The following is a 20,843-nucleotide window of genomic DNA, read 5'->3' on the forward strand; positions in this document are numbered from 1 at the left end:
GGCGTCTCCTCCCTAGGCTCTTTGCGCCACGGCCTGGGTCTTGGCGCCGGCGATGGTCTGGTAGATGTTGTAGAGGAAGACGAGGAGCCCGGCGAGATAGATCACCCCGCCCAAGGCCCGCATGTGCCAGTAGGGGTAGAGCTCCACCATGGTCTCGATGAAGCTGTAGTGGAGGCTCCCATCCGGGTTGGTGGCGTTCAGCATGGCCGCCTGCTGCACCCCGGCGATCCACATGGTGATGGAGAAGATGAGCTGGCCGGTAAGCACCAGCCAGAAGTGGACGTTGGCGAGGCCTACGCTGTAGATCTCGGTGTGGTACAGCCTGGGGATGGTGTAGTAGATGGCGGCAAACAGCACCAGCGACACCCACCCCAGCGTCCCCATGTGCACGTGACCCGGCACCCAGTCGGTGAAGTGGATGAAGGCGGAGAAGGTGCGGATCGACTGCGACGGTCCCTGCAGCGTCTGCAGGCCGTAGAAGGTGATGCCGAATATAAGGAACTTGACCAGGTAGTTCTCACGCATCTGGTGCCACTGGCCGTTCATGGAGAAGTAGCCGTTGAAGACCGCGGCCCAGGAGGGGGCGATCAGCATCACCGAGAAGGCCATGGCGAGGGTCTGTACCCAGTCCGGCACCGGCGCCCACAAGAGGTGGTGCGCCCCGGTCCACAGGTACATGAAGATGAGGCTCCAGAAGGCGATCACGCCCATGCGGTGGCTGTAGATGGGAACCCCGGTCGCCTTGGGGAGGAAGTAGTAGAAGATGGCCAAGGGCGGCGTGGTGAGGACCATGGCCACCGCGTTGTGCCCGTACCACCACTGCACGTTGGCGTCGTTGGCGCCCGCGTAGGCGGAGTAGGACTTGGTGAGCGACACGGGGATGGAGGCGTTGTTGACCAGGTAGAGGACGGCGACCCCGACCAGGGTGGCCAGGATGTACCAGAGCGAGATGTACATCTGCTCCTCGCGCCGCTTCACGATGGTCATCACGATGTTGACCGCGAAGATGACCCAGAGCACCACCACCAGGCTCGCCACCGGCCATTCCAGCTCGGCGTACTCCTTGGAGCGGTTCATCCCCATGGCGAGCGTCACCGCGGCGAGCGCGATCACCACGTTGAAGAGCCAGAGCTGGGCCTTGGCGAGCCCCGGGCTCCACAGGCTCGTGCGCGTCAGGCGCTGGGTGATGTAGATGAAGAAGGCCATGAAGCTGCCGATGCCCCAGCCGAAGATGCCGGCGTTGGTGTGGATCGGGCGCAGGCGGCCGTAGGTGAGGTAGGGGGGGAAGTTGAGCTGCGGGAAGGCGATCTGGAACGAGATGAAGACGCCGACCAGCACGGCCACCAGTCCCCATACCATGCTCCAGATCACAAACCCTTTGACGATGTCGTCAGCGTACCCTTCCTGTTGGTTCATGCCGTCCTCCTGGAGATGAATGGATCAGTGCCGGCGGCATGTGAACGACGGGTGGTGCTGTGTCGACACCCGTCGCTCAGTCGCCGCGAGCCTATGACATAAATATCGGAACTGCCGTGATTTTGTCTGATTGAAGCAACGGGTCTGCCAGAGTAACGTCCAATGATGGTGCAATAACAAAGTGTTAGTTTAAGTTGTTATCGCCGTTTAGCAAGCGTTCCTCCTGTATACGGAGTCACTTTGGCCCAGAGGAAGGGACAGGCTCCGTCAGGTGCCTGTCCCTGGTTCCCAAGCTCCAGCTTGGGAACCACATAACGCTCCTTTCAGCTAAGCAACCTTCTCAAATCAAAGGGGACAGGCACCTGGCGGAGCCAGTCCCCCATCTCCCTTTGCGAGGGGGGGGCAGGGGGGATTTCAGAAACCTGCGCATATGCCGATAAGCAATGTATCGGGATGCCCTGTTTTGACTAAAAGTCTGTTCCCTTATCTTTGTCGATGGCGCCGGCCTCCCCTTACAGTGGCGGCCGGCCCGGAGGAGTCTATGAGTGAGGTGATTTACTACGTGGCGGCTGGAGCCACGCTGCTCGTCGTCTGGCTGGGCGCCACCTTTTGGGCCGTCAACTTTTTCATCAGGCAGGTCACCCAGCAGAGTTGCCAGGATTTCCGGGTGCGCATGCGGGGCGAGACGGAGCGCGCCCTGAAGCTGTTCCGTGAGGGGCTGTGCGAGCAGATCGTGCAGCAGGAGAACAAGTCCGACGCGCTGGCCAGGCTCTACGCCAGCCTGATCGACCAGCTGCGGCTGGGGCGGGAGTTCCTGGCCTCGCTGGGGGAAGGCGAACGCGCCCAGGCGGAGAAACAGCTGAGGACCATCAGGGGGACCGGCGAACATTTTACCGACACCTTCCAAAAACAGGGGCTCTTCTTCTCCGAGGAATTCACCAGGACGGTCAAGGACCTGCTCACCCAGCAGAAAACGGGGCAGGAGCGACTCGAAGAACTATTGCGCCGGGTGCAGCGGGAGCCGCACAACGCGCACGCCCTCGACGACCTGAAGAAAGAATGGGGGCTGTTCGAGGACCTGTTGAACAAGCTCATGGACTACGTGCGCAACGAGTTCCGCAGGCGCAACCCGGTGAGCGGCATGATGATGAAGTGGCTCAACGAAGGCCCGGCCCCCGCCGAGTCGCACGGGGGCTAGCGCTGCTACTTGTCCAGAGGTTCCGGTTTGCACAGGTGTTCCTCTTTCTTCGCCGCCCGCCCGCATTTCTTGCAGACGTAGCGCGGCTCCGCGACGATTTTCTTGAGTTCCTTCAGGTTGTCCTTTATCTCGTCCTTGTCCCACTTGCATAGCGTCTTGCTGTCCTTGCCCATGACCAGTACCTCCCTGACATTGAGAGCTATCTCTCTGTCTCAATTGTTATGTTAACTTGATTTAATTCGATTTTTGGCAGTCCCACTATTGAAATGGAAATCTTTCCAGATATAGTAAAACAGTTTTCGAAATTTCCTAGTAAGTTCAATAGAAAAGGGGGATTCATATGTCGATGTTTTGCCGTCAATGTGAGCAGGCCGCGAAGGGGACGGGATGCGAAGTAGTGGGGGTATGTGGGAAAAATCCCGAGGTTGCGGCGCTTTTGGACCTGATGATGTACGGTCTGAAGGGACTGGCTATTTACGCTGACAAGGCAAGGGAATTCGGCGCGAGCAGCATGGTCGCCGACATGTTCCTCATCGAGGGCCTTTTCACCACCGTCACCAACGTCGACTTCGATCCGGTCCAGTTGGCCGGCAAGCTGAGGAAGTGCTACGACCAGAAGGAGCAGGTCAAGGCGATGTACGAGAGTGCCTACCGCGCCAAGAACGGCGCCGCGGCTCCCGCCATCACCGACGGCCCGGCCGCGTGGGTGATCGCCGACAACCTGGAGGGGCTGGTGGCCCAGGGGCAGGCGCACGGGGTGAAGAGCCAGCACAGCGACCCCGACATCCTCTCCGCCATCGAGATCATCATCTACGGCCTGAAGGGCATGGCCGCCTACGCGAACCACGCCTACATCCTGGGCAAGACCGACGAAGAAGTGTTCGCCTTCTTCCACAAGGCGCTCGCCGCCACCACCGACGCGAGCAAGGGGCTCATGGACTTCGTGGGCATCGCCATGGAGTGCGGCAAGCTGAACATCAAGGTCATGGAGATGCTGAACACCGGGCACGTGGAGCACTACGGCCACCCGGTCCCGACCAAGGTCCAGCTCGGTACCCGCAAGAACAAGGGCATCCTCGTTTCCGGTCACGACCTGCGCATGCTCGAGGAGCTTTTGAAACAGACCGAAGGGAAGGGGATCGACATCTACACCCACGGCGAGATGCTGCCGGCGCACGGCTACCCGGGGCTCAAGAAGTACTCCCACCTCTACGGCAACTTCGGCGGCGCATGGCAGGACCAGGCCAAGGAGTTCCCGAACTTCCCCGGCGCCATCATCTTCAACACCAACTGCATTCAGCGTCCGGCCGACAGCTACAAGGACCGTCTCTTCACCTGGGGCGAGGTAGGCTGGCCCGGCGCCAAGCACCTCACCGGCTACAAGTTCGACGAAGTGATCAACAAGGCCCTGGAGTGCCCGGACCTTCCCGACGCCCCCGGCCAGGAGATCCTGACCGGCTTCGGTCACAACGCGGTGTTGGGTGTGGCGGACAAGGTCATCGAGGCGGTCAAGGCGGGAGCGGTAAAGCACTTCTTCCTCATCGGCGGCTGCGACGGCGCCAAGAGCGGTCGTAACTACTACACCGAGTTCGCCGAGAAGGTGCCCAAGGACTGCGTCATCCTGACCCTTGCCTGCGGTAAGTTCCGTTTCAACAAGCTCGAGTTCGGCGACATCGGCGGCATCCCGCGTCTTTTGGACGTCGGTCAGTGCAACGACGCCTACTCCGCGGTGCAGATCGCGCTCGCGTTGGCCGGCGCCTTCAACTGTGGCATCAACGACCTGCCGCTGTCCTTCATCCTCTCCTGGTACGAGCAGAAGGCGCACGTCATCCTGCTGTCGCTCCTTTACCTGGGCGTGAAGAACATCAAGCTGGGGCCGGCGCTTCCGGCGTACCTGTCGCCCAACGTATTGCAGTTCCTGGTCGACAACTTCAACATCGGCCAGATCGGCAGCGCCGACGCCGACCTGCAGGCGAGCCTCGCGTAGCAAACGAAAGTGGGGGGGGACCGGCTCCGCAGGTGCCGGTCCCCTTTGCAGTAGCAGCACGCAGCACCAGAGCAGATGTAGCTCCTTTAGCGCCAGGTCCGGGCAGACCTGGCGCCTTTTTTTTGCCTGCGTCAGATATTGGAGGCCGGCGTCACCACGGGTTCGGGCGCCGGGATGCTGGAGGGCTTGATGGTGAAGAGGTGGTACACGGTGATGATGACGCCGGCAAGGAAGACGAGACCGACACCGAAGGCGACCCGAAACCAGAACATCATGGTGAGGTGCGCGGTGCTGTAACCGATGTCCAGGAACCGCTCGAGATACGTCTGCAGGATCCCGGCGATGCCGAAGACGAGCCCCAGGACGAACATGCCGATGGTGGTGATCCAGAAGCCCCACTTGCCCAGCCGGTCCTGGTACTTGTTGATCCCCTTCAGGCGCGGCATGGCGAAATAGAAGATGGTCAGGTTCAGCAGGGCATAGGCGCCGAAGAAGGCGAGATGCCCGTGCGAGACGGTGATCTGGCTGCCGTGGGTGTAGTAGTTGATCGGCGGCAGCGTGTGCATGAAGCCCCAAAGTCCCGCGCCCACCAGGTGATAGATGGCGAGCCCGATGATGTAGTACCAGGTGAGCGGGTTCACGATGGGGTTTTTGCGCTCGCGCACGTGCATCCAGGTATCCACCACCATGAGCACGATGGGGAGCGGCTCCAGGGCACTGAAGATGCCGCCCCACCAGAGCCAGTAGTCGGGGGCGCCGATCCAGTAGTAGTGATGGCCGGTGCCGACGATGCCGGTGAAGAGGAACAGGCCGGTCTCAACGTAGAGCCATTTCTCCACCACCTTCCGGTCCACCCCGGTGACCCTCATGATGATGTAGGCGACGATGGACGCCGTCACCACCTCCCAGGCCCCCTCCACCCAGAGATGGATCACCCACCACCAGTAGTAGTAATCAGTGTTCAGGTTCTGGTAGAAGGGCATGCCGAACAGGTACATGAGGGCCAGAAAGGTGACCCCTCCCAGGAGCATCCACTGCAGTGCCGTGCGCACCTCGGCTTTGATGATGGTCATGGCCACGTTGGCGATGAAGATGAGCGCGGCGACCACGATGACAAAGTCCAGAGGGAGCGGGATTTCCAGCAAGGGTTTTCCCTGGGTCCAGCCGAAGAGAAAGCCCACCACGGCCGTGACCGCCGCCCCGACGAAGAGGGCGAGCTGCAGGTAGGCGAGCTTCTCGCTGAAGAGATCCCGCGCGCACTCAGGCGGCAGGATGTAGTAGGTGCCGCCCATGAAGCCCAGCAACATCCAGGCGACCAGGAGGTTCGTGTGCAGTGCGCGGGCGGTGGAAAAGGGGAAGACGTTGACCAGGTCCTGCGGCAGCGTGAAGGCGTAGTTGATGGAGAGCCACAGCCCCATGACCACCTGCAGTATGAAGAGCACCAGGGCGAGGCGGAAGTACCACAGCGATACCCGCTGGCTTTGGTATTCGACTAGCATCATTTGCTCACCTCCTTGGTCGACTTAAGGCTCAGGATGAAGTCGGCGATGATCCCCGCTGTCTGCGGGCTGACGTCCTGCGGCGGCATGGCAACCCCCGGTCGAACCGACTGAGGATTGATCATGTAATTGATGAGAGTCTGGCGGTCGTAGGTGATCCGGTTGGCGATGGTGGTGAGGTCACCGCCGACGTTGCGCCCCTGGTTTTCGAAGGTGTGGCAGCCGCCGCAGGCCTGCAGCACCAGGTGCACCTTGTCCAGCTTCTGCGGCTGGGACTCTCGCAGCTTGTAGGCCTCTACGAACTTCTCGTCCTGGGGCGGCCAGTGCCGGTTCTCGATATCGCCCACCCAGCGCAGGAAGGCGACCAGCTGTCTCGTCTCCGTCTCGCTCACGTTGAGCTGGGGCATCTTGCGGAAGGAATTTTTGTACATGACGTCGGGGTGCTGCACGATGGAGGCGATGTTGTTTTCCCCGAGCCGGTAGAACGCCTTGGTCATGTCGGGCGCGTAGTAGCCGCCAAAGCCCAGAATGGTGTGGCAGTCGTTGCAGTTGTACTTATGCCAGACCTTCTTGCCGGCAACTACTTGTTCGGTGAGCTTGTCGGTGTGGGTGAACTTGGGGGTCTGCATGTGGAAGTCGTAGGTTTGCCAGAGGAAAATCGCTGCCGAGGTGAGAGTGCCCACCCAGAAGATCAGCCGGGCTGTTTTTCCGGTCATACCGCCCTCCTTTTTGCCGTCGTTGATGAGAAAAGTTAATTTACTCTAATGATCGACAACAGGAAGGATACCGTCAGGAGGGGGTATGTCAACCGCACCGAATTAAATAAGGCCCCGAAAGGATTGTTGTCATCCGGTTTCGGAGCCTTCGGCCTAGGGGCTTTTTTGGGGGGGGGACGCTAATGTGGAGCCGGCTGCAGCGCGTTAATCATCCTTGCGCTGCCTGAGGGGGCAAAGCGAAACGGCCACCAGGGCCAGCCAGGAAAAGGCGAACATTGCTACTACGACGGTCATACGTGGGCTCCTTGGTTCACAATTCCCTCTCCCTCCGGGAGAGGGGCAGGGTGAGGGGATGCAGTTCGAGAAGCATCCCTCACCCGCCCTCCGGGCACCCTCTCCCGGAGGGAGAGGGAACCATCGGAGCGACGGTGGTAGTGAGTGCTACAGCCTGGCGGCCTTCGGGAACAGGATGTTGTTTTCGAGGTGGACATGTTTGTGCAGATCGTCCTCGAACTCTTTCAGTTTCTGATAGGTGACCATGAAGGTGTTGCAGGCGTCGGCGGGCACGGCGTAGTTCTTGGAGAGCCGGCGGATCTCGTGCACCGCGGCGCCGACCTCGTCATGCTCGTGGCCCAGTTCCGCGAGGACTGCCTTCAGCTTCCTGATCTCTTCAGGGTTGGGAGCTCCACCTTCCTTTTTCAGTTCAGTGAGCTTCCTGATGGCCGGGAACAACTGCCCTTCCTCGTTTTCCAGGTGCTGCATCAGGTCGGCCGCCACCTTTTCAAAGATTTCGGCGATCTGCACCACCTCGGGGTGGTTGGGGCCGTGCACCTGCGCGATCTTGTTGGCATAGGCGGTAATGGTCGGGACGCTCTCCTTCAGGTAGCCGTGGTGCGCGTTGACGATGTAGTCGGCCAGGAAGGGGAGTTCCCAGGCGTCGTAGTTCTGGCTGCGCTCCAGCGGGCGGGCCGAGGTCTCTTCCAGGTCGCGCTGCAGCGTTGCAAGGTCAATCCCTCTTTCGCGACAGGCCTGCGCAAGCGGCAAGTTGCCGCCGCAGCAGAAGTCGATGCCGTATTTTTCAAAGACCTGGGCGGTGCGAAAATCCCTTGCGACCACCGAGCCTACCGTTTCCACGTTGGTTTTCTCTGCAGGTTCCGGAGTTGTTTTTTCCATGGTGTCGCTCCCTTGGCGGCTCTTGTCGGAAGAGCGGCCGGTTCAGACGTTGCGGGGCGTTTTGTGCCCCTTTGAGCCCATGGTAGCACTATCGGGAGTTTAGCGTATGATCCAGATCAAAAAGTGAGAGGTTATGCGGGGTGGGTGCGCGAGCGCCGGATTGCCGGCGCTGCCGCGGAAAGGGAGCGCCGGTCAGATCCCGGGGGGGACTGCCGAGTTGATGACGAAGCGGCCGATGGCGCGGTCCATGGTGGAGATATGGTCGATGAGCCAGCTGGTGATGAAGGTGGTCATGGTGTTGACCACGCCCTGGGTGAGTCCCTCCGCCTTCAGGCGCTCTTTGAGTTGGTTGATCTGGTCGATGAAGGCGAGGTGTTTTTCGCGGTGCGCCGCGTAATCCGGGAAGCGGACCTGCTGCATCAGCTTCTCCTCTTCCTTGAAGTGCGTGACGGCGTACGCTTCCAGGAACCAGAACATGCGCATGATCTCGTCCGTATCCTGGTTGGACTGGTAGGCGTTGACGAAGGCGTTGAATTTGTCGAAAAGAAGCTTGTGTTGAACGTCGATCTCCAGCATCCCGATGCTGAGATCGTCTCTCCACTGGACCAGCATGTTCATCCTCCTGAGACAGTTGAGGGTTTTTTATACATCCTATGTATGGCTTAATCAATCTCTTTAATGTTGAGGATGGAAGGGCAGCCGACGGGGCTCCTTCCAGTTCAGCCACCTTCCCCAAGCACGAGGGGGACAGGCACCTGGCGGAGCCAGTCCCCTTTTCCCCCCTTTCTCTGTCACTCCCTTTTTGCAAAGTAATTGCAATGTCGCAGCGCATCATGCTATCTCACATTAAAACGTGCCGGCCGGCTGAAAGAGCCGGCACTGATGTCTTGGGGCGGTCGCGGCAATGCCATCTCGCGGCGACGTCCCGGTGGAGGTAGTTTTGGCAAGAAAAGGCAAGGCGGTAAACAGGCGCAAGCCTGCCCCCGGCGGCGGTGGACGCAAGCCGCTCATGGCACTACTGATTGTCGCGGTACTGATTGCTGCCGCGTTTTTCCTTCTGGAGCAGTTCAAGAAACCTGCTCCCCCCGCTCAACCTGCGCCGAAGGTGGCGACCGGCGCCACCAGGCACCAGCCGATGCCGGAGAGGCCGGCCCCGGTGCAGCAGCAGCTTTCCACCGCCCAGGCTCCGGCCGCCAAGCCGCATCCGGCAGCTCTGCCCAAGGCAACAGGTCCCGGCCGTCTCGCCATCATCATCGACGACATGGGAACCAGCATGCAGGAGTTGAAGACGCTGCAGTCGATCGGGCAGCCGCTCACGTATTCCGTCATCCCGAGCCTGGCCCATGCCAAGCAGGTGGCCGAAGGGGCGCATGCCGCCGGGGCCGAGGTGATGGTGCACATGCCGATGGAACCGGAGGGGTATCCGAAGCAGAAGATGGAGTCGATAGGGGTGCTGGTCGCCATGGACGACGGCGAGATAGCGAGCCGGATCAGGAGTTATTTCGCCACGGTCCCCCATGCCGTCGGCGCCAACAACCACATGGGATCGCGCTTCACCCAGGACGCGGGCAAGATGAAGGTGGTGCTGCAGATATTGAAGGAGAAGGGGCTTTTCTTCGTGGACAGCAAGACCTCGCCGGCCTCGGTCGGTTACCGGGAGGCGAAGGCGCTGGGGATGAAGAGTGCGGCGCGCCAGGTGTTTTTGGACAACGTGCAGGATGAAAGTGCCATCGGCAAGCAGTTGGCGCAGGCCGCCGCCGTAGCAAGAAAAAAGGGTGCGGCGATAGCAATCTGTCATCCGCACCCTGCAACCATGCGAGCCCTGAAGCTCTATATGCCCGAGCTGGCCAAAAGCGGCATCACCTTTGTCCATGCGTCGGAACTGACAAACTAGAAGCCGTTCAACGTTCGACGTTCAATGTTCGAGTGACTGCAGCGCCTTCGGTTCACCTTTATTGCTACGGCACCTGGAACGTGCAGTAGCGAGGTGGTGCTCGAAGAGGAAAACCTCCGTCGAACGTTGAACGTTGAACCTTGAACCGTTTCTGCCTCTCTAAAGCTGTGCCGCGATCCTCTTCTTGAGCTTGGCCACTTCCCGGTACTTGTCGTCCACCAGGATGGAGGCGGGGTTGTCGCCGTTCACGGGGTGAACCATCAGGAAGGCGTCGCGCAGCTGGCCTTCATACCCGGCCAGGGTCTCGGTCATGATCCCGGAGAAGCCGTCGCGCTCGGGAGCGCGGGCCAGCGGGTACTTCTTCTTCAACAATTCGCTTCCGGCCAGGTCGAAACGGTGGAAGTCGATGCTGCCGGCCTCGTCGCCGACGCCCGGGTTCAGCACGAACACCGACTCCAGCGCGGTCTGGTGGATCATCTGCCTGGTCGGGTCGTCCTGCGGCAACTGGCGCTCGATCTTGAAGATGGTCGACACCAGGAAGCCGGTAAAGCAATCGGCTTCCATGTAGCCGCTGGCGGCGCCGTCGGAGCTCTCGCAGTAGTAGGAAACCTGCGACTCCTGGCTCAACTCCTTCCCGCACACCAGGCACTGGCTCTTCAGCCCGGAAAGCCTGCCGAAGTATTCCTCTTTCTTTCTCTTGTTCTCCTCGTGCTGCCACTTGTCGTAGAGCATGGCCCGCGGCTCTTCGGTCTCGTAGAACTCGTTGAGGCAGGTCTGCCCCAGCGCCGCGAACTGGCCGTAGACGTCGGTGCCGCGCCCGTGGGTGAGGATCGGGTAGATCTTCCCTTCGGGGTTGGTGTTGAGGCTCTCCACCTTGGGGCTCTTGGAGATGAATATGTCGGAGCAGCGGAAACCGCGGTTGATGGCGAACGCCTTCAGGAGCGTCTTCTGGTCCTTGAACATCCCTTCGAACTTGATCCTCTCGTCGATGAGGCAGGGGATGAGCGACAGGCTCTTTCTGTCCAGTCCTCTCTTGTCGAACAGTTCGAAGATGTTGCGGCAGTTGTCCATGCTGGCCATGTCCTTGATGGGGACCAGCACCCGGTCCGCGGCGTAGAGCGCGTTCTGGGTCATCACGTCGAGGTCCGGGCGGGTGTCGACGATCAGGATGCCCGGGATCTCTGACATCGCCAGCAGCCGCGCCAGCACCATAGGCCCCTTGAGCGAGCCGCGCAGTTCCGGAAGGGTGGTGGAGGAGGGGATGTAGTTGACCCCGTATTGCCCGGTGTGCAGCAGGTCGCGCCCGCGGGTCTCCAGCAGGAGGTCGGCCACGGTGCCGTTCAGTTTCTGCCCCTTGATGGAGAACATCTTGTCGATGGTGAAGTGGTTGTCGAAGGAGAAGATCGACACCGGCAGATTTTCGTCCAGGGCCTTCAGGAAGATGGCGAGGTTAGTGGCGAGAGTCGTCTTGCCGACGCCCCCCTTTTCCGAGGAAACAGTTATTACATAAGGGTAATTTTTCATGGCGCGCATACTAACATCGACACGGCCGGACGGTCAACCCGTTTGACAGTGGGCGAGGGGGAGCGAAGGCGGAGGGAGAGAGTGGGAGAGGGGGACAGTGGGAGAGGGGGACAGGCACCTGCGGAGCCAGTCCCCTTTGATCTCGTTCCCAAGGTCCACCTTGGGAACGCAAAGCCTCTCGGAAGCTCCGACTTCTTTCGGATGCAAAGCTGGAGCTTTGCGCCATATGGGGTTCCCAAGCTGGAGCTTGGGAACCAGGAAATACCAACAGCATTCGCTAATACAGCCTTTGACAATGGGAAGGGGGCGAAGTCGTAGAGGGGGACAGGCACCTGCGGAGCCAGTCCCCTTGCTGGGTGGTCAAGGCGTTTGACAGTGGCGAGCGCCACGTGCTAGAAAAACTCCACAGTTATTTTCCCGCCCCCGGAGGGGGAGGGTCAGGGAGGGGGCGCGCAGCGCCTGGCACCCACTTCCCCCCACCGAGCCTCCCCCTCCGGGGGGAGGGGCGAGAAGGAGGCAAGGTGCAACTTTTCAAAGAACGCCGTGTCCTGACGGTGAGCGCGCTGACGGCGCTGGTGCGCGGCCTCCTGGAGGAGAACTTCGACCAGGTCTGGGTGGAAGGGGAGATCTCCAACCTCGCCTGCCCCACGTCCGGGCACTGCTACTTCACCCTCAAGGACCCCGGCGCCCAGATCCGCTGCGTCATGTTCCGGGGCGCCTTCCGCACCCTCAAGTTCACCCCCCGCGACGGGATGCGCGTGCTCGTGCGCGCCCGCATGACCCTGTTCGAGCCGCGCGGCGAGTACCAGCTCTCGGTCGACAGCATGGAGCCGCAGGGGATCGGCGGGCTGCAGCTCGCCTTCATCCAGTTGAAGGAGCGTCTCGCCAAGGAGGGGCTCTTCTCGGAGCTGCACAAGCGCGCGATCCCCAAACTCCCCCGCAAGATCGGCGTGGTCACCTCGCCGACCGGCGCGGCCATCCGCGACATCCTCACCGTGCTCTCGCGCCGCTTCGCCAACGTGGAACTTTTGATCGCGCCGGTCCGGGTGCAGGGTGAGGGGGCGGCCCAGGAGATCGCGGCGGCGATCGCCGACCTGAACCGCGCCGGCAACGTCGACGTCATGATCGTCGGCCGCGGCGGCGGCTCCCTGGAGGACCTGTGGGCCTTCAACGAGGAGGTGGTTGCCCGCGCCATTCATAAATCCACGGTTCCCGTCATCTCTGCGGTGGGGCACGAGATCGACTTCACCATCGCCGACTTCGTCGCCGACCTGCGCGCCGCCACCCCGTCCGCCGCGGCGGAACTGGTGGTGCAGAGCAAGCAGGAATTGACCGCGACGGTGGAGGCGCTGGACCACCGGCTCCAGGTCGCGCAACTGCGCCGGCTGGAACGCTCGCGCGCGCTGGTGACGGCGATGAGCCGCGCCATCACCGACCCCAGCCGCATCCTGGGCCACCTGGCGCAGCGGGTCGACTCGCTGGACGCCCGCCTGGTGCGGGAGGCGGGGCTGATCCTCGACGACGCCTCGGAGCGGATCGTCACCCTGTCGGCGCGCCTGGCCCGCCAGAGCCCCGCGCTCACCCTGCAGCGCAACGCCGAGCGGCTCTCGACGCTCTCGCTGCGCCTGGACCACGCCATGACCCGGCGCCTCGCCTGCGCCGCCGAGAGCGTCGGGCTCGCCACCGGGACTTTGAACGCGGTCTCGCCGCTGGCCACCCTGTCCCGCGGCTACAGCATCGCCCGCAAGCTCCCCGGCCGCTCGGTGGTCACCTCGTTCCGCCAGCTGGCCCCCGGCGACCGCCTGGAACTCTCCCTTGCCGCCGGTTTCGCCCTTTGCACCGTGGAGGAGGCTCGCGGGCAGAGTGAATCCTTGACGGCTCCAGAGCGATCGGTATAATAGGCGATCACTTTTTAATAATTAAACGCGGCGGCGCTTCTAATCCGTCGCGGCAGTACCCGGACACGAGGTTGGCATGGCCGTAGAGAAGTTCGAGACCGCACTGAAGAAGCTCGAGGACGTCGTGAAGAAGCTGGAAGGGGGCGAGCTCTCGCTCGAGGATTCCCTGAAGGCGTTCGAGGAGGGGGTGAAGTATTCCGCCTTCTGCTCGAAGAAGCTCAACGAGGCCGAGCGGCGGGTGGAACTGCTCATCAAGCAGCGCGACGGCAGCCTCGCCACCAGGCCCTTCGAAGAGGTGGAGTAGACGAACTCCCGCAAGGGGAGGGTGGATCACGATTACAAGGAAACCTGACATGGATCTTAAGGAATACCTGAAGCAGAAGTGCCAGCTGGTCGACCAGGCGCTGGAGCGCTACCTTCCCGATGCCAAGGAGCTGCCGGCATCCCTGCACAGCGCCATGCGCTACTCCGTGTTCGCCGGCGGCAAGCGCGTCCGGCCGGTGCTCATGCTGGCGGCCTGCGAGGCGGTCGGCGGCTCCGCCGATGCGGTCATGCCCGCGGCCTGCGCCATGGAGATGATCCACACCTACTCCCTGATCCATGACGACCTCCCCGCCATGGATAACGATGACTTCCGCAGGGGGAACCCGACCAACCATAAAGTATATGGTGAGGCGACCGCCATCCTGGCCGGCGACGCCCTGTTGACCGAGGCCTTCATCCTGCTCTCCAACGGCACCGGCGGCGACCCCGCGGCACGGCTCAGGGTGATCCAGGAGATCGCCGTCGCTTCCGGTTCGCGTGGCATGGTGGGCGGTCAGGTGGTCGACATGGAAAGCGAGGGGCGTCACGACGTCGACATTGCCACGCTCTCCTACATCCACACCCACAAGACCGGCGCCCTGATCCGCGCCTCGGTGCGCTGCGGCGCCATCCTGGGGGGGGCGAGCGAGGAGCAGTTCAAGTCGCTCACCCGCTACGCCGACGCCATCGGCCTCGCCTTCCAGATCGCCGACGACATCCTCGACGTCGAGGGGACCACGGAGGAACTGGGCAAGGACGCCGGTAGCGACCAGGCGAGAGGCAAGGCGACCTACCCCGCGCTGATGGGACTCGAGGCTTCCAAGGCCCGCGCCCACGAGCTGGTAGAGATCGCGCTGGACGCGCTCGCCTCCTTCGACGAGCGGGCCGAGCCGCTGCGGGCCATAGCCTCGTACATCGTGAAAAGGAAATCGTAAATGCCCAGCATCCTTGACGGCATCACCGACCCGGGTCAACTGAAGTCGCTCTCGTTGCGCGAGCTGGAGACGCTCGCCGAAGAATTGCGCGCGCGCATCATCGACACCTGCGCCGCCAACGGCGGCCACGTGGCTCCGAGCCTCGGCGTGGTGGAACTTACCATCGCGCTGCACCGGGTCTTTGATTCCCCCAAGGACAAGATCGTCTGGGACGTGGGGCACCAGGCCTACGCCCACAAGCTTTTGACCGGCAGGAAGGAGCGCTTCGGCACGCTGCGTACCCAGGGCGGCATCAGCGGCTTCCCCAAGCGGGCCGAGTCGCCGCACGACTGCTTCGACGTCGGGCACTCCTCCACCTCCATCTCCGCCGGCGTCGGCTTCGCCGTGGGGCGCGACCTGAAGAAGGGGCGCAACAAGGTGCTCGCGGTGATCGGCGACGGCGCCATGACCGGCGGCCTCGCCTTCGAAGGTCTCAATCACGCCGGCGAGTTGAACAAGGACCTGGTGGTGATCCTCAACGACAACGAGATGTCCATCTCGGAGAACGTCGGCGCCCTCTCCAACCTCCTCTCCCGCACCATCACCAGCGAGTACGTGCACCGCGCCAAGAAGGACCTGGAGGCCTTCCTGGAGGGGCTCCCCATGTTCGGCAGATCGGTGCTGAAGATCGCCAAGCGCGCCGAGGAGTCGCTGAAGACCCTGTTCACCCCGGGGATGCTCTTCGAGGCCTTCGGCTTCGAGTACATCGGCCCCATCGACGGCCACGACATCCCGAAGCTCTTGGAGACGCTGGAGAACGTGAAGCGTTTCGACGACGCGGTGCTGATCCACGTGCTGACCAGGAAAGGGAAGGGGTATCCCCCCGCCGAGGCGAATCCCTCTCTGTTCCACGGCGTGGGGCCGTTCGACGTCAAGACGGGGAAGGTGCACAAGGGGAAGGGGGGCGCCGCCTCCTACACCGGCGTCTTCGGCGAGACCATCAAGCGGCTGGCCCAGGAGGACGAGCGCATCGTCGCCATCACGGCCGCCATGCCCGACGGCACCGGCCTCACCCCCTTCGCCAAGGAATTCCCCGAGCGCTTCTTCGACGTGGGGATCGCGGAGCAGCACGCGGTCACCTTCGCCGCCGGGCTCGCCGCCGAAGGTTTCAAGCCGGTGGTGGCTCTCTACTCCTCCTTCCTGCAGCGCGGTTTCGACCAGCTCTGCCACGACGTCTGCCTGCAGGACCTCCCGGTGGTGTTCGCCATCGACCGCGCCGGCGTGGTCGGCAGCGACGGCCCCACCCACCACGGCGTCTTCGATCTCTCTTATCTGCGCGCCATCCCCGGGCTGACCGTGATGGCGCCCAAGGACGAGAACGAGCTGCAGCACATGATGGTTACCGCCCTTTCCCTGGAGGGACCGGCGGCCCTGCGCTACCCGCGCGGTAACGGCCTCGGCGTGCCGATGGACCAGATCCTCACCCCCCTTGCCATCGGCAAAGGGGAGCGGTTGCAGGACGGCAAGGACGGCGCCATCCTCGCCGTGGGCGCCATGGTCGAGCCGGCCCGTCAGGCCGCGGCGGCCCTCGCCGAAGAGGGGATCGAGGTTGCCGTCATGAACGCCCGCTTCGTGAAGCCGCTCGACACAGAGCTCATCCTCGACCTGGCCCGCACCGGCCTCCTGGTCACGGTGGAAGACAACGTGGTGCAGGGGGGCTTCGGCACCGCCATCCTGGAACTCCTCGAAGAGCACGAGGTGACCGGGGTGCGGGTGGTGCGCCTGGGCTATCCCGATGCCTTCGTGGAGCAAGGGGAACAGGCCGATCTGAAGGCCGCCTACGGCCTCGATGCCGCCGGCATCGCCCGCGCGGTCCGCGCAGCCTGCGAGGGACGCCGCGCCGCCGCGCCGGTCAAGCGCTCCGAACTGCCGGCCGTCCCGGAACAACCGCATGCTTGATCGCGCGCTGCTGCTCGCCCTGCTGTTTTGCGCCGGCACCGCCCTCGCCGCCGATCCTACCACCTATGGCACCAAGGCCCAGCAACTGATCACCAAGGGGGACTTTCCCCAGGCGCTCGAAGAGCTGAAGGCGGCGACCTCGCGCTTTCCCTATGACCTGGAGCTCAAGCGCCAACTCGCCTTCACCTACAGCGAGCTTGCCAAGCGCGACCTGCAGGCCGGCCGCTACGCCCAGGCCGCGGAAAACTTCAAACAGGCCCACGAACTGATACCCGACAGCAAGGAACTGGTCCTCATGCGCGGCATCGCCTTGTACCTCAACAAGGATTACGCCGCGGCACGGGAAGAGCTGATCCAGGCGGGGGAGGGGAGCGAGTCGCTGGTCTACCAGGGGAAGATCAGCTACGACACCGGCGACCTTCCCGGCGCACTGGAGCTGTGGCGCCGCGCCAAGGAGCTGGACCCCGCCAACAAGGTGCTGACCGGCCTGATCGAGAAGGCAGAGCGCGAGCTGCCGGTGGAATCCCGGATGGACAAGGGGTACAGCTCCATGTTCGACCTCGCCTTCGACGCCGAGCTTCCCCCCGGTCTCTCCGCCGAGGTGCTGGACGCGCTGGAAAGCGCCTACAACACGGTCGGCGCCGACCTCGGAGTGTTCCCGACCACCCGCATCCCGGTACTGCTCTACACCAGGAAGGATTACAGCAGCGTCACCGCCGGGCCGGACTGGTCCGGCGGGCTCTACGACGGCAAGATCCGCCTCCCGGTGGGCGGCATCACCAGGCTCACCCCGCAACTGCGCGCCATCATCTTTCACGAGTTCACCCACGTCGTGGTGGCCGAGCTCACCCGCGGCAACGTCCCCACCTGGTTCAACGAGGGGCTGGCCGAGATCGAGGGGCGCAAGGAGCACGTCCCCCGGTTCCCGGAAGTGCGCGGTAACCACTTGATCCCAATGGCCACGCTGTCCAAGGGCTTCACCGGCATGGCGGGCGCCGAGGCTGGGCTCGCCTATCAGCAGAGCTACCTGATGACCCGCTTCATGGTGGACCGCTACGGCTGGTACGCCGTGCAGCAGGTCCTCAAGTACCTGGGCCAGGGGAACAACATGGACGCTGCGGTCGCCAAGGCATTGTCCGATTACTCGCTGGACCTGAACGGGGTGGTGCGCGAGTGGCGCGAGTCGCTCCCCGGAGCTGTTTCAGGCGACGCGTCGCAGTGAGTGGTATAGTATCAGTAGGAGCGGCGCAACTGACTGACGAGCGCCAATCCTGAGCAACAACAGGGGAGTCTTTCTTGATTTACGGTACCGGCGTTGACATCGTGGAGATCGCGCGCTTCGACAAGTTCCTGAAGCAGGGGAACGACGCCCTGTTTCAGCGCATCTTCACGCAGGGCGAGATAGAATACTGCTCCTCGAAGAAGTTGTCGGCCCAGCACTATGCCTTGCGTTTCGCGGCGAAAGAGTCCTTTTTGAAGGCCCTCGGCACCGGGCTGCGCGACGGGCTGTCCTGGCAGGACATGGAAGTGGTCAACGATGCGCTGGGCAAGCCGACGCTGCGGCTTTCCGGGCGGGCCGAGGTGCTGTTCCGGGAGGCGGGACTTAGCTCCTGCTTTCTGTCGCTTTCGCACGACGCCGGCTGCGCCGTGGCCATGGTGGTACTGGAGCGTTAGATGAAGGTCGTGAGCGGACAGGTCATGCAGCTTATGGATCGCCGGGCCATCGGCGAGTTCGGCGTGCCGGGGCTGGAGCTCATGGAACGGGCCGGGCGCGGCTGCGCCGACGTCATCGAGGAGGCCTTCGGTGAGGGTGAGGCGAGGCGCGCCGTCATCGTGGCGGGCAAGGGTAACAACGGCGGCGACGGCTTCGTGATCTCCAGGCTGCTCGCGGAGCGCGGTTGGGAAGCGCCGGTGCTCCTTTTGGCGGCCCCCGAGGCGGTGGCGGGGGACGCCGCTGCCAACCTGGCGCGACTGGATCCCGCGACGGTGCAGAGTATGCCGCAGGGGCTCGCCGGGGCGGAGGTGTTGCTTCAAGGCGCGACGGTGATCGTGGACGCCCTGCTCGGCACCGGTATGAACAGCGAGGTCACCGGGGTCTATGCTGAGGCCATCGATCTGATCAACGCCGCCGGGGCGCCGGTGGTTTCGGTCGACATCCCCTCGGGCGTGGACGCCGCCACCGGCAAGGTGTTGGGGCGCGCGGTGCGTGCCGACATCACCGTCACCTTCGCCCTGGCCAAGTTGGGCAACGTGCTCTATCCGGGTGCGGAGTTGTGCGGGCGGCTGGTGGTGGCGGAGATCGGCATGCCCGACGCGGTCGTCGCCGAGGCGGAGGGTGCCCACTACGTCGACCTCGCCTGCGCGGCCGGGCTCTTCCGTCCTCGCAGCGTCACCGCCCACAAGGGAAGCGGCGGCCACTGCCTCATCGTCGCCGGCAGTACCGGCAAGACCGGCGCCGCGGCCATGGCCGCCAACAGCGCGCAGCGCGCCGGGGCGGGGCTGGTGACCCTGGCCGTGCCGGCTGCCTTGAACCCGGTGCTGGAACAAAAGACCACCGAGGCGATGACCATCCCGGTCGGGCCGGAGCGGGCCGGCTACCTGAGGGCGGGATCCCTGACCGAGATCGTCGCCGCCGCGGCCATCCGCGACGTGGTCGCGCTGGGACCGGGCATCGGCACCGCCCCCTCTACCGTTTACCTGGTGCATTCGCTTCTGGCCGCGCTCGACAAGCCGCTGGTCCTGGACGCGGACGGGCTGAACGCGGTGGCGCTCGAGCCGGAGCTCCTCCTGACCAGGAAGGACCGCATCACCGTGCTCACCCCGCATCCGGGGGAGATGGCGCGCCTGGTGGGGTGCACGGTGCCCGAGGTGGAGGCGGACCGCATCGGCTGCGCCCGCGCCTTCGCCGTCACATACGGTGTGCACCTGATCCTCAAGGGAGCGCGCAGCATCATCGCCGCGCCGGACGGAAGCATCGCCATCAACGGCAGCGGCAATCCGGGCATGGCCACCGGCGGCATGGGCGACGTCCTGACCGGCGTGGTCGCCGCCTTCCTCTCCCAGGGGTATCATCCTTTCGCCGCCTGCCAGTTGGGCGCCTTCGTCCACGGCCACGCCGCCGACTTCCTGGCGGAGCCGATGGGCACCCAGGGGATGAGCGCCAGCGACGTGCAGGAGATGCTCCCCGTGGCGCTGGCGAGCCTGGCCGCGTCCCGAACCACCGCAACGAACCATCAACAGGGAGAATGACCATGATGAAAGCAAAAGAGATCATGACCACAGACGTCATCACCGTGCACCGCGACACCACCGTCAGGGATCTCGCCAAGCTCTTCGCCGAGCGCCGCATCTCCAGCGTCCCGGTGGTGGACGACGAGGGGCTCCTTATCGGCATCGTCTCGGAGAGCGACCTGATCGAGCAGGACAAGCCGCTGCACATCCCGACCGTCATCTCCATCTTCGACTGGGTCATCTACCTGGAAAGCGACAAGCGCTTCGAGAAGGAGCTGCAGAAGATGACCGGGCAGACCGTGGGGGATATCTTTTCCGAGGACGTCGCCAGCGTGGGGCCGGAGGCGCCGGTCTCCGAGGTGGCCGAGATCATGACCGAGAAGAAGGTCCAGGCCGTGCCCGTGGTGGAGGGGCGCCGCGTGGTCGGCATCATCGGGCGCATCGACATGGTGCGCACCATGATCGCCTAGGCGGCCGGATGTCCTGCGTGCTGACCAAGAGCCAGGAAGAGACGGTAGCGCTGGGGGCGAGGCTGGGGCGGCTGCTGCAGCCGGGCGATTTCGTCGCCCTGGTCGGTGACCTGGGCGCCGGCAAGACCCAGTTCGCCAAGGGGATCGCGCTCGGGCTGGAGGTGGACCCGGAGACCCCGGTGACCAGCCCGACCTACACCATCCTCAACATCTACGACGGACGCATCCCGCTGTACCATTTCGACCTGTACCGGCTGGAAGGGGCGCACGACGTGGAGGCCCTGGGCTTCGAGGAATACTTCTCCGGTGATGGTGCCTGCGTGGTGGAGTGGGCCGAGCGGCTCGAGGACGATCTCCCCGCCGACCTCCTCACCGTGACCCTGAACCACGCCGGAGTCGATGAGCGCTCCGTCTGCTTCGAGGCGTCGGGGCCACGAGCGCGGGCCCTTGCCGAAACGGTGCTGGCATAGTGACAGGAACAGCGCCGCGGCCGATTCAAACAGCGGGCTGCGCGGCCGTTGCAATCAAGACCACCTTATGAACCAAACGCCCCTCTCTCTCAACGAGCAGGGGCGTTTTTTTATACTGTAAACAGGGCGCCGCGGAAAAATGAAGAAATAGGCTATCTTGGCCGTGATTACTTAAAAAAATGTTTTGACCG

Annotated in this window: 19 protein-coding genes; 12 read left to right on the plus strand and 7 right to left on the minus strand. The window is 63.3% G+C overall.

Annotation, left to right across the window (positions count from 1 at the left end):
• Positions 1–12: 12 nt before the first annotated feature.
• A complete protein-coding gene (locus H7687_RS15300; RefSeq protein WP_183348925.1) occupies positions 13–1,416 on the minus strand; it encodes a cbb3-type cytochrome c oxidase subunit I in 1,404 nt (467 codons plus the stop codon).
• Between the two features lie 541 nt (positions 1,417–1,957).
• On the opposite strand from H7687_RS15300, the gene H7687_RS15305 reads away from it, so the two are divergent.
• Positions 1,958–2,614: a hypothetical protein gene (locus H7687_RS15305; protein WP_183348927.1), complete on the plus strand. Its 657-nt coding sequence runs from the start codon at positions 1,958–1,960 to the stop codon at positions 2,612–2,614.
• Positions 2,615–2,619: 5 nt separating this feature from the next.
• Here H7687_RS15305 and H7687_RS15310 read toward each other — a convergent pair whose 3' ends face one another.
• Positions 2,620–2,787, minus strand: coding sequence for a hypothetical protein (locus H7687_RS15310; protein WP_183348929.1), 168 nt, complete (start codon positions 2,785–2,787; stop codon positions 2,620–2,622).
• A 167-nt stretch (positions 2,788–2,954) separates the two neighbouring features.
• Between H7687_RS15310 and hcp the strand changes: the two genes are divergently transcribed.
• Positions 2,955–4,601, plus strand: a complete 1,647-nt coding sequence (hcp, locus tag H7687_RS15315) for a hydroxylamine reductase (protein WP_183348931.1) — start codon at positions 2,955–2,957, stop codon at positions 4,599–4,601.
• Between the two features lie 131 nt (positions 4,602–4,732).
• Here the strand turns inward: hcp and H7687_RS15320 are convergent, their stop codons facing one another.
• The 4 genes from H7687_RS15320 to H7687_RS15335 all read right to left on the minus strand — a co-directional run bounded on the left by H7687_RS15320 (position 4,733) and on the right by H7687_RS15335 (position 8,601).
• Positions 4,733–6,103, minus strand: coding sequence for a cbb3-type cytochrome c oxidase subunit I (locus tag H7687_RS15320; RefSeq protein WP_183348933.1), 1,371 nt, complete (start codon positions 6,101–6,103; stop codon positions 4,733–4,735).
• Entirely contained in the window at positions 6,100–6,816 is a 717-nt protein-coding gene (locus tag H7687_RS15325; protein WP_183348935.1) for a c-type cytochrome, read from the minus strand. The genes H7687_RS15320 and H7687_RS15325 overlap by 4 nt, the downstream gene beginning before the upstream one ends.
• A gap of 441 nt (positions 6,817–7,257) precedes the next feature.
• Positions 7,258–7,989, minus strand: coding sequence for an iron-sulfur cluster repair di-iron protein (gene ric, locus H7687_RS15330; protein ID WP_183348937.1), 732 nt, complete (start codon positions 7,987–7,989; stop codon positions 7,258–7,260).
• A 192-nt stretch (positions 7,990–8,181) separates the two neighbouring features.
• Positions 8,182–8,601 carry a bacteriohemerythrin gene (locus H7687_RS15335; protein WP_183348939.1) on the minus strand — a complete coding sequence of 140 codons (420 nt, stop codon included), beginning with the start codon at positions 8,599–8,601 and terminating at the stop codon, positions 8,182–8,184.
• A 328-nt stretch (positions 8,602–8,929) separates the two neighbouring features.
• Between H7687_RS15335 and H7687_RS15340 the strand changes: the two genes are divergently transcribed.
• Positions 8,930–9,883: a divergent polysaccharide deacetylase family protein gene (locus H7687_RS15340; protein ID WP_183348941.1), complete on the plus strand. Its 954-nt coding sequence runs from the start codon at positions 8,930–8,932 to the stop codon at positions 9,881–9,883.
• A gap of 159 nt (positions 9,884–10,042) precedes the next feature.
• Here the strand turns inward: H7687_RS15340 and H7687_RS15345 are convergent, their stop codons facing one another.
• Positions 10,043–11,416 carry a ParA family protein gene (locus tag H7687_RS15345; RefSeq protein ID WP_183348943.1) on the minus strand — a complete coding sequence of 458 codons (1,374 nt, stop codon included), beginning with the start codon at positions 11,414–11,416 and terminating at the stop codon, positions 10,043–10,045.
• A 512-nt stretch (positions 11,417–11,928) separates the two neighbouring features.
• On the opposite strand from H7687_RS15345, the gene xseA reads away from it, so the two are divergent.
• From xseA to tsaE, 9 genes are all read left to right on the plus strand, one after another.
• Positions 11,929–13,305, plus strand: coding sequence for an exodeoxyribonuclease VII large subunit (gene xseA, locus H7687_RS15350; protein ID WP_183348945.1), 1,377 nt, complete (start codon positions 11,929–11,931; stop codon positions 13,303–13,305).
• 76 nt (positions 13,306–13,381) lie between these two features.
• Positions 13,382–13,609, plus strand: coding sequence for an exodeoxyribonuclease VII small subunit (locus H7687_RS15355; protein ID WP_183348947.1), 228 nt, complete (start codon positions 13,382–13,384; stop codon positions 13,607–13,609).
• A 49-nt stretch (positions 13,610–13,658) separates the two neighbouring features.
• Entirely contained in the window at positions 13,659–14,543 is an 885-nt protein-coding gene (locus H7687_RS15360; protein ID WP_183348949.1) for a polyprenyl synthetase family protein, read from the plus strand.
• A complete protein-coding gene (gene dxs / locus H7687_RS15365) occupies positions 14,544–16,481 on the plus strand; it encodes a 1-deoxy-D-xylulose-5-phosphate synthase (RefSeq protein ID WP_183348951.1) in 1,938 nt (645 codons plus the stop codon).
• On the plus strand, positions 16,474–17,703 hold the full coding sequence (locus H7687_RS15370; RefSeq protein ID WP_183348953.1) for a peptidase MA family metallohydrolase: 1,230 nt from the start codon (positions 16,474–16,476) through the stop codon (positions 17,701–17,703). The genes dxs and H7687_RS15370 overlap by 8 nt, the downstream gene beginning before the upstream one ends.
• Positions 17,704–17,777: 74 nt before the next feature.
• Positions 17,778–18,155 (plus strand): holo-[acyl-carrier-protein] synthase, encoded by a 378-nt coding sequence (locus H7687_RS15375; RefSeq protein WP_183348955.1) that lies wholly within the window; start codon positions 17,778–17,780, stop codon positions 18,153–18,155.
• On the plus strand, positions 18,156–19,730 hold the full coding sequence (locus H7687_RS15380; protein ID WP_183348957.1) for an NAD(P)H-hydrate dehydratase: 1,575 nt from the start codon (positions 18,156–18,158) through the stop codon (positions 19,728–19,730).
• Between the two features lie 2 nt (positions 19,731–19,732).
• Positions 19,733–20,182, plus strand: a complete 450-nt coding sequence (locus tag H7687_RS15385) for a CBS domain-containing protein (protein WP_183348959.1) — start codon at positions 19,733–19,735, stop codon at positions 20,180–20,182.
• A gap of 8 nt (positions 20,183–20,190) precedes the next feature.
• Positions 20,191–20,652 carry a tRNA (adenosine(37)-N6)-threonylcarbamoyltransferase complex ATPase subunit type 1 TsaE gene (gene tsaE / locus H7687_RS15390; RefSeq protein WP_183348968.1) on the plus strand — a complete coding sequence of 154 codons (462 nt, stop codon included), beginning with the start codon at positions 20,191–20,193 and terminating at the stop codon, positions 20,650–20,652.
• Positions 20,653–20,843 lie beyond the last annotated feature (191 nt).

Source organism: Geomonas paludis (assembly GCF_014193585.1).
Classification (GTDB): domain Bacteria; phylum Desulfobacterota; class Desulfuromonadia; order Geobacterales; family Geobacteraceae; genus Geomonas; species Geomonas paludis.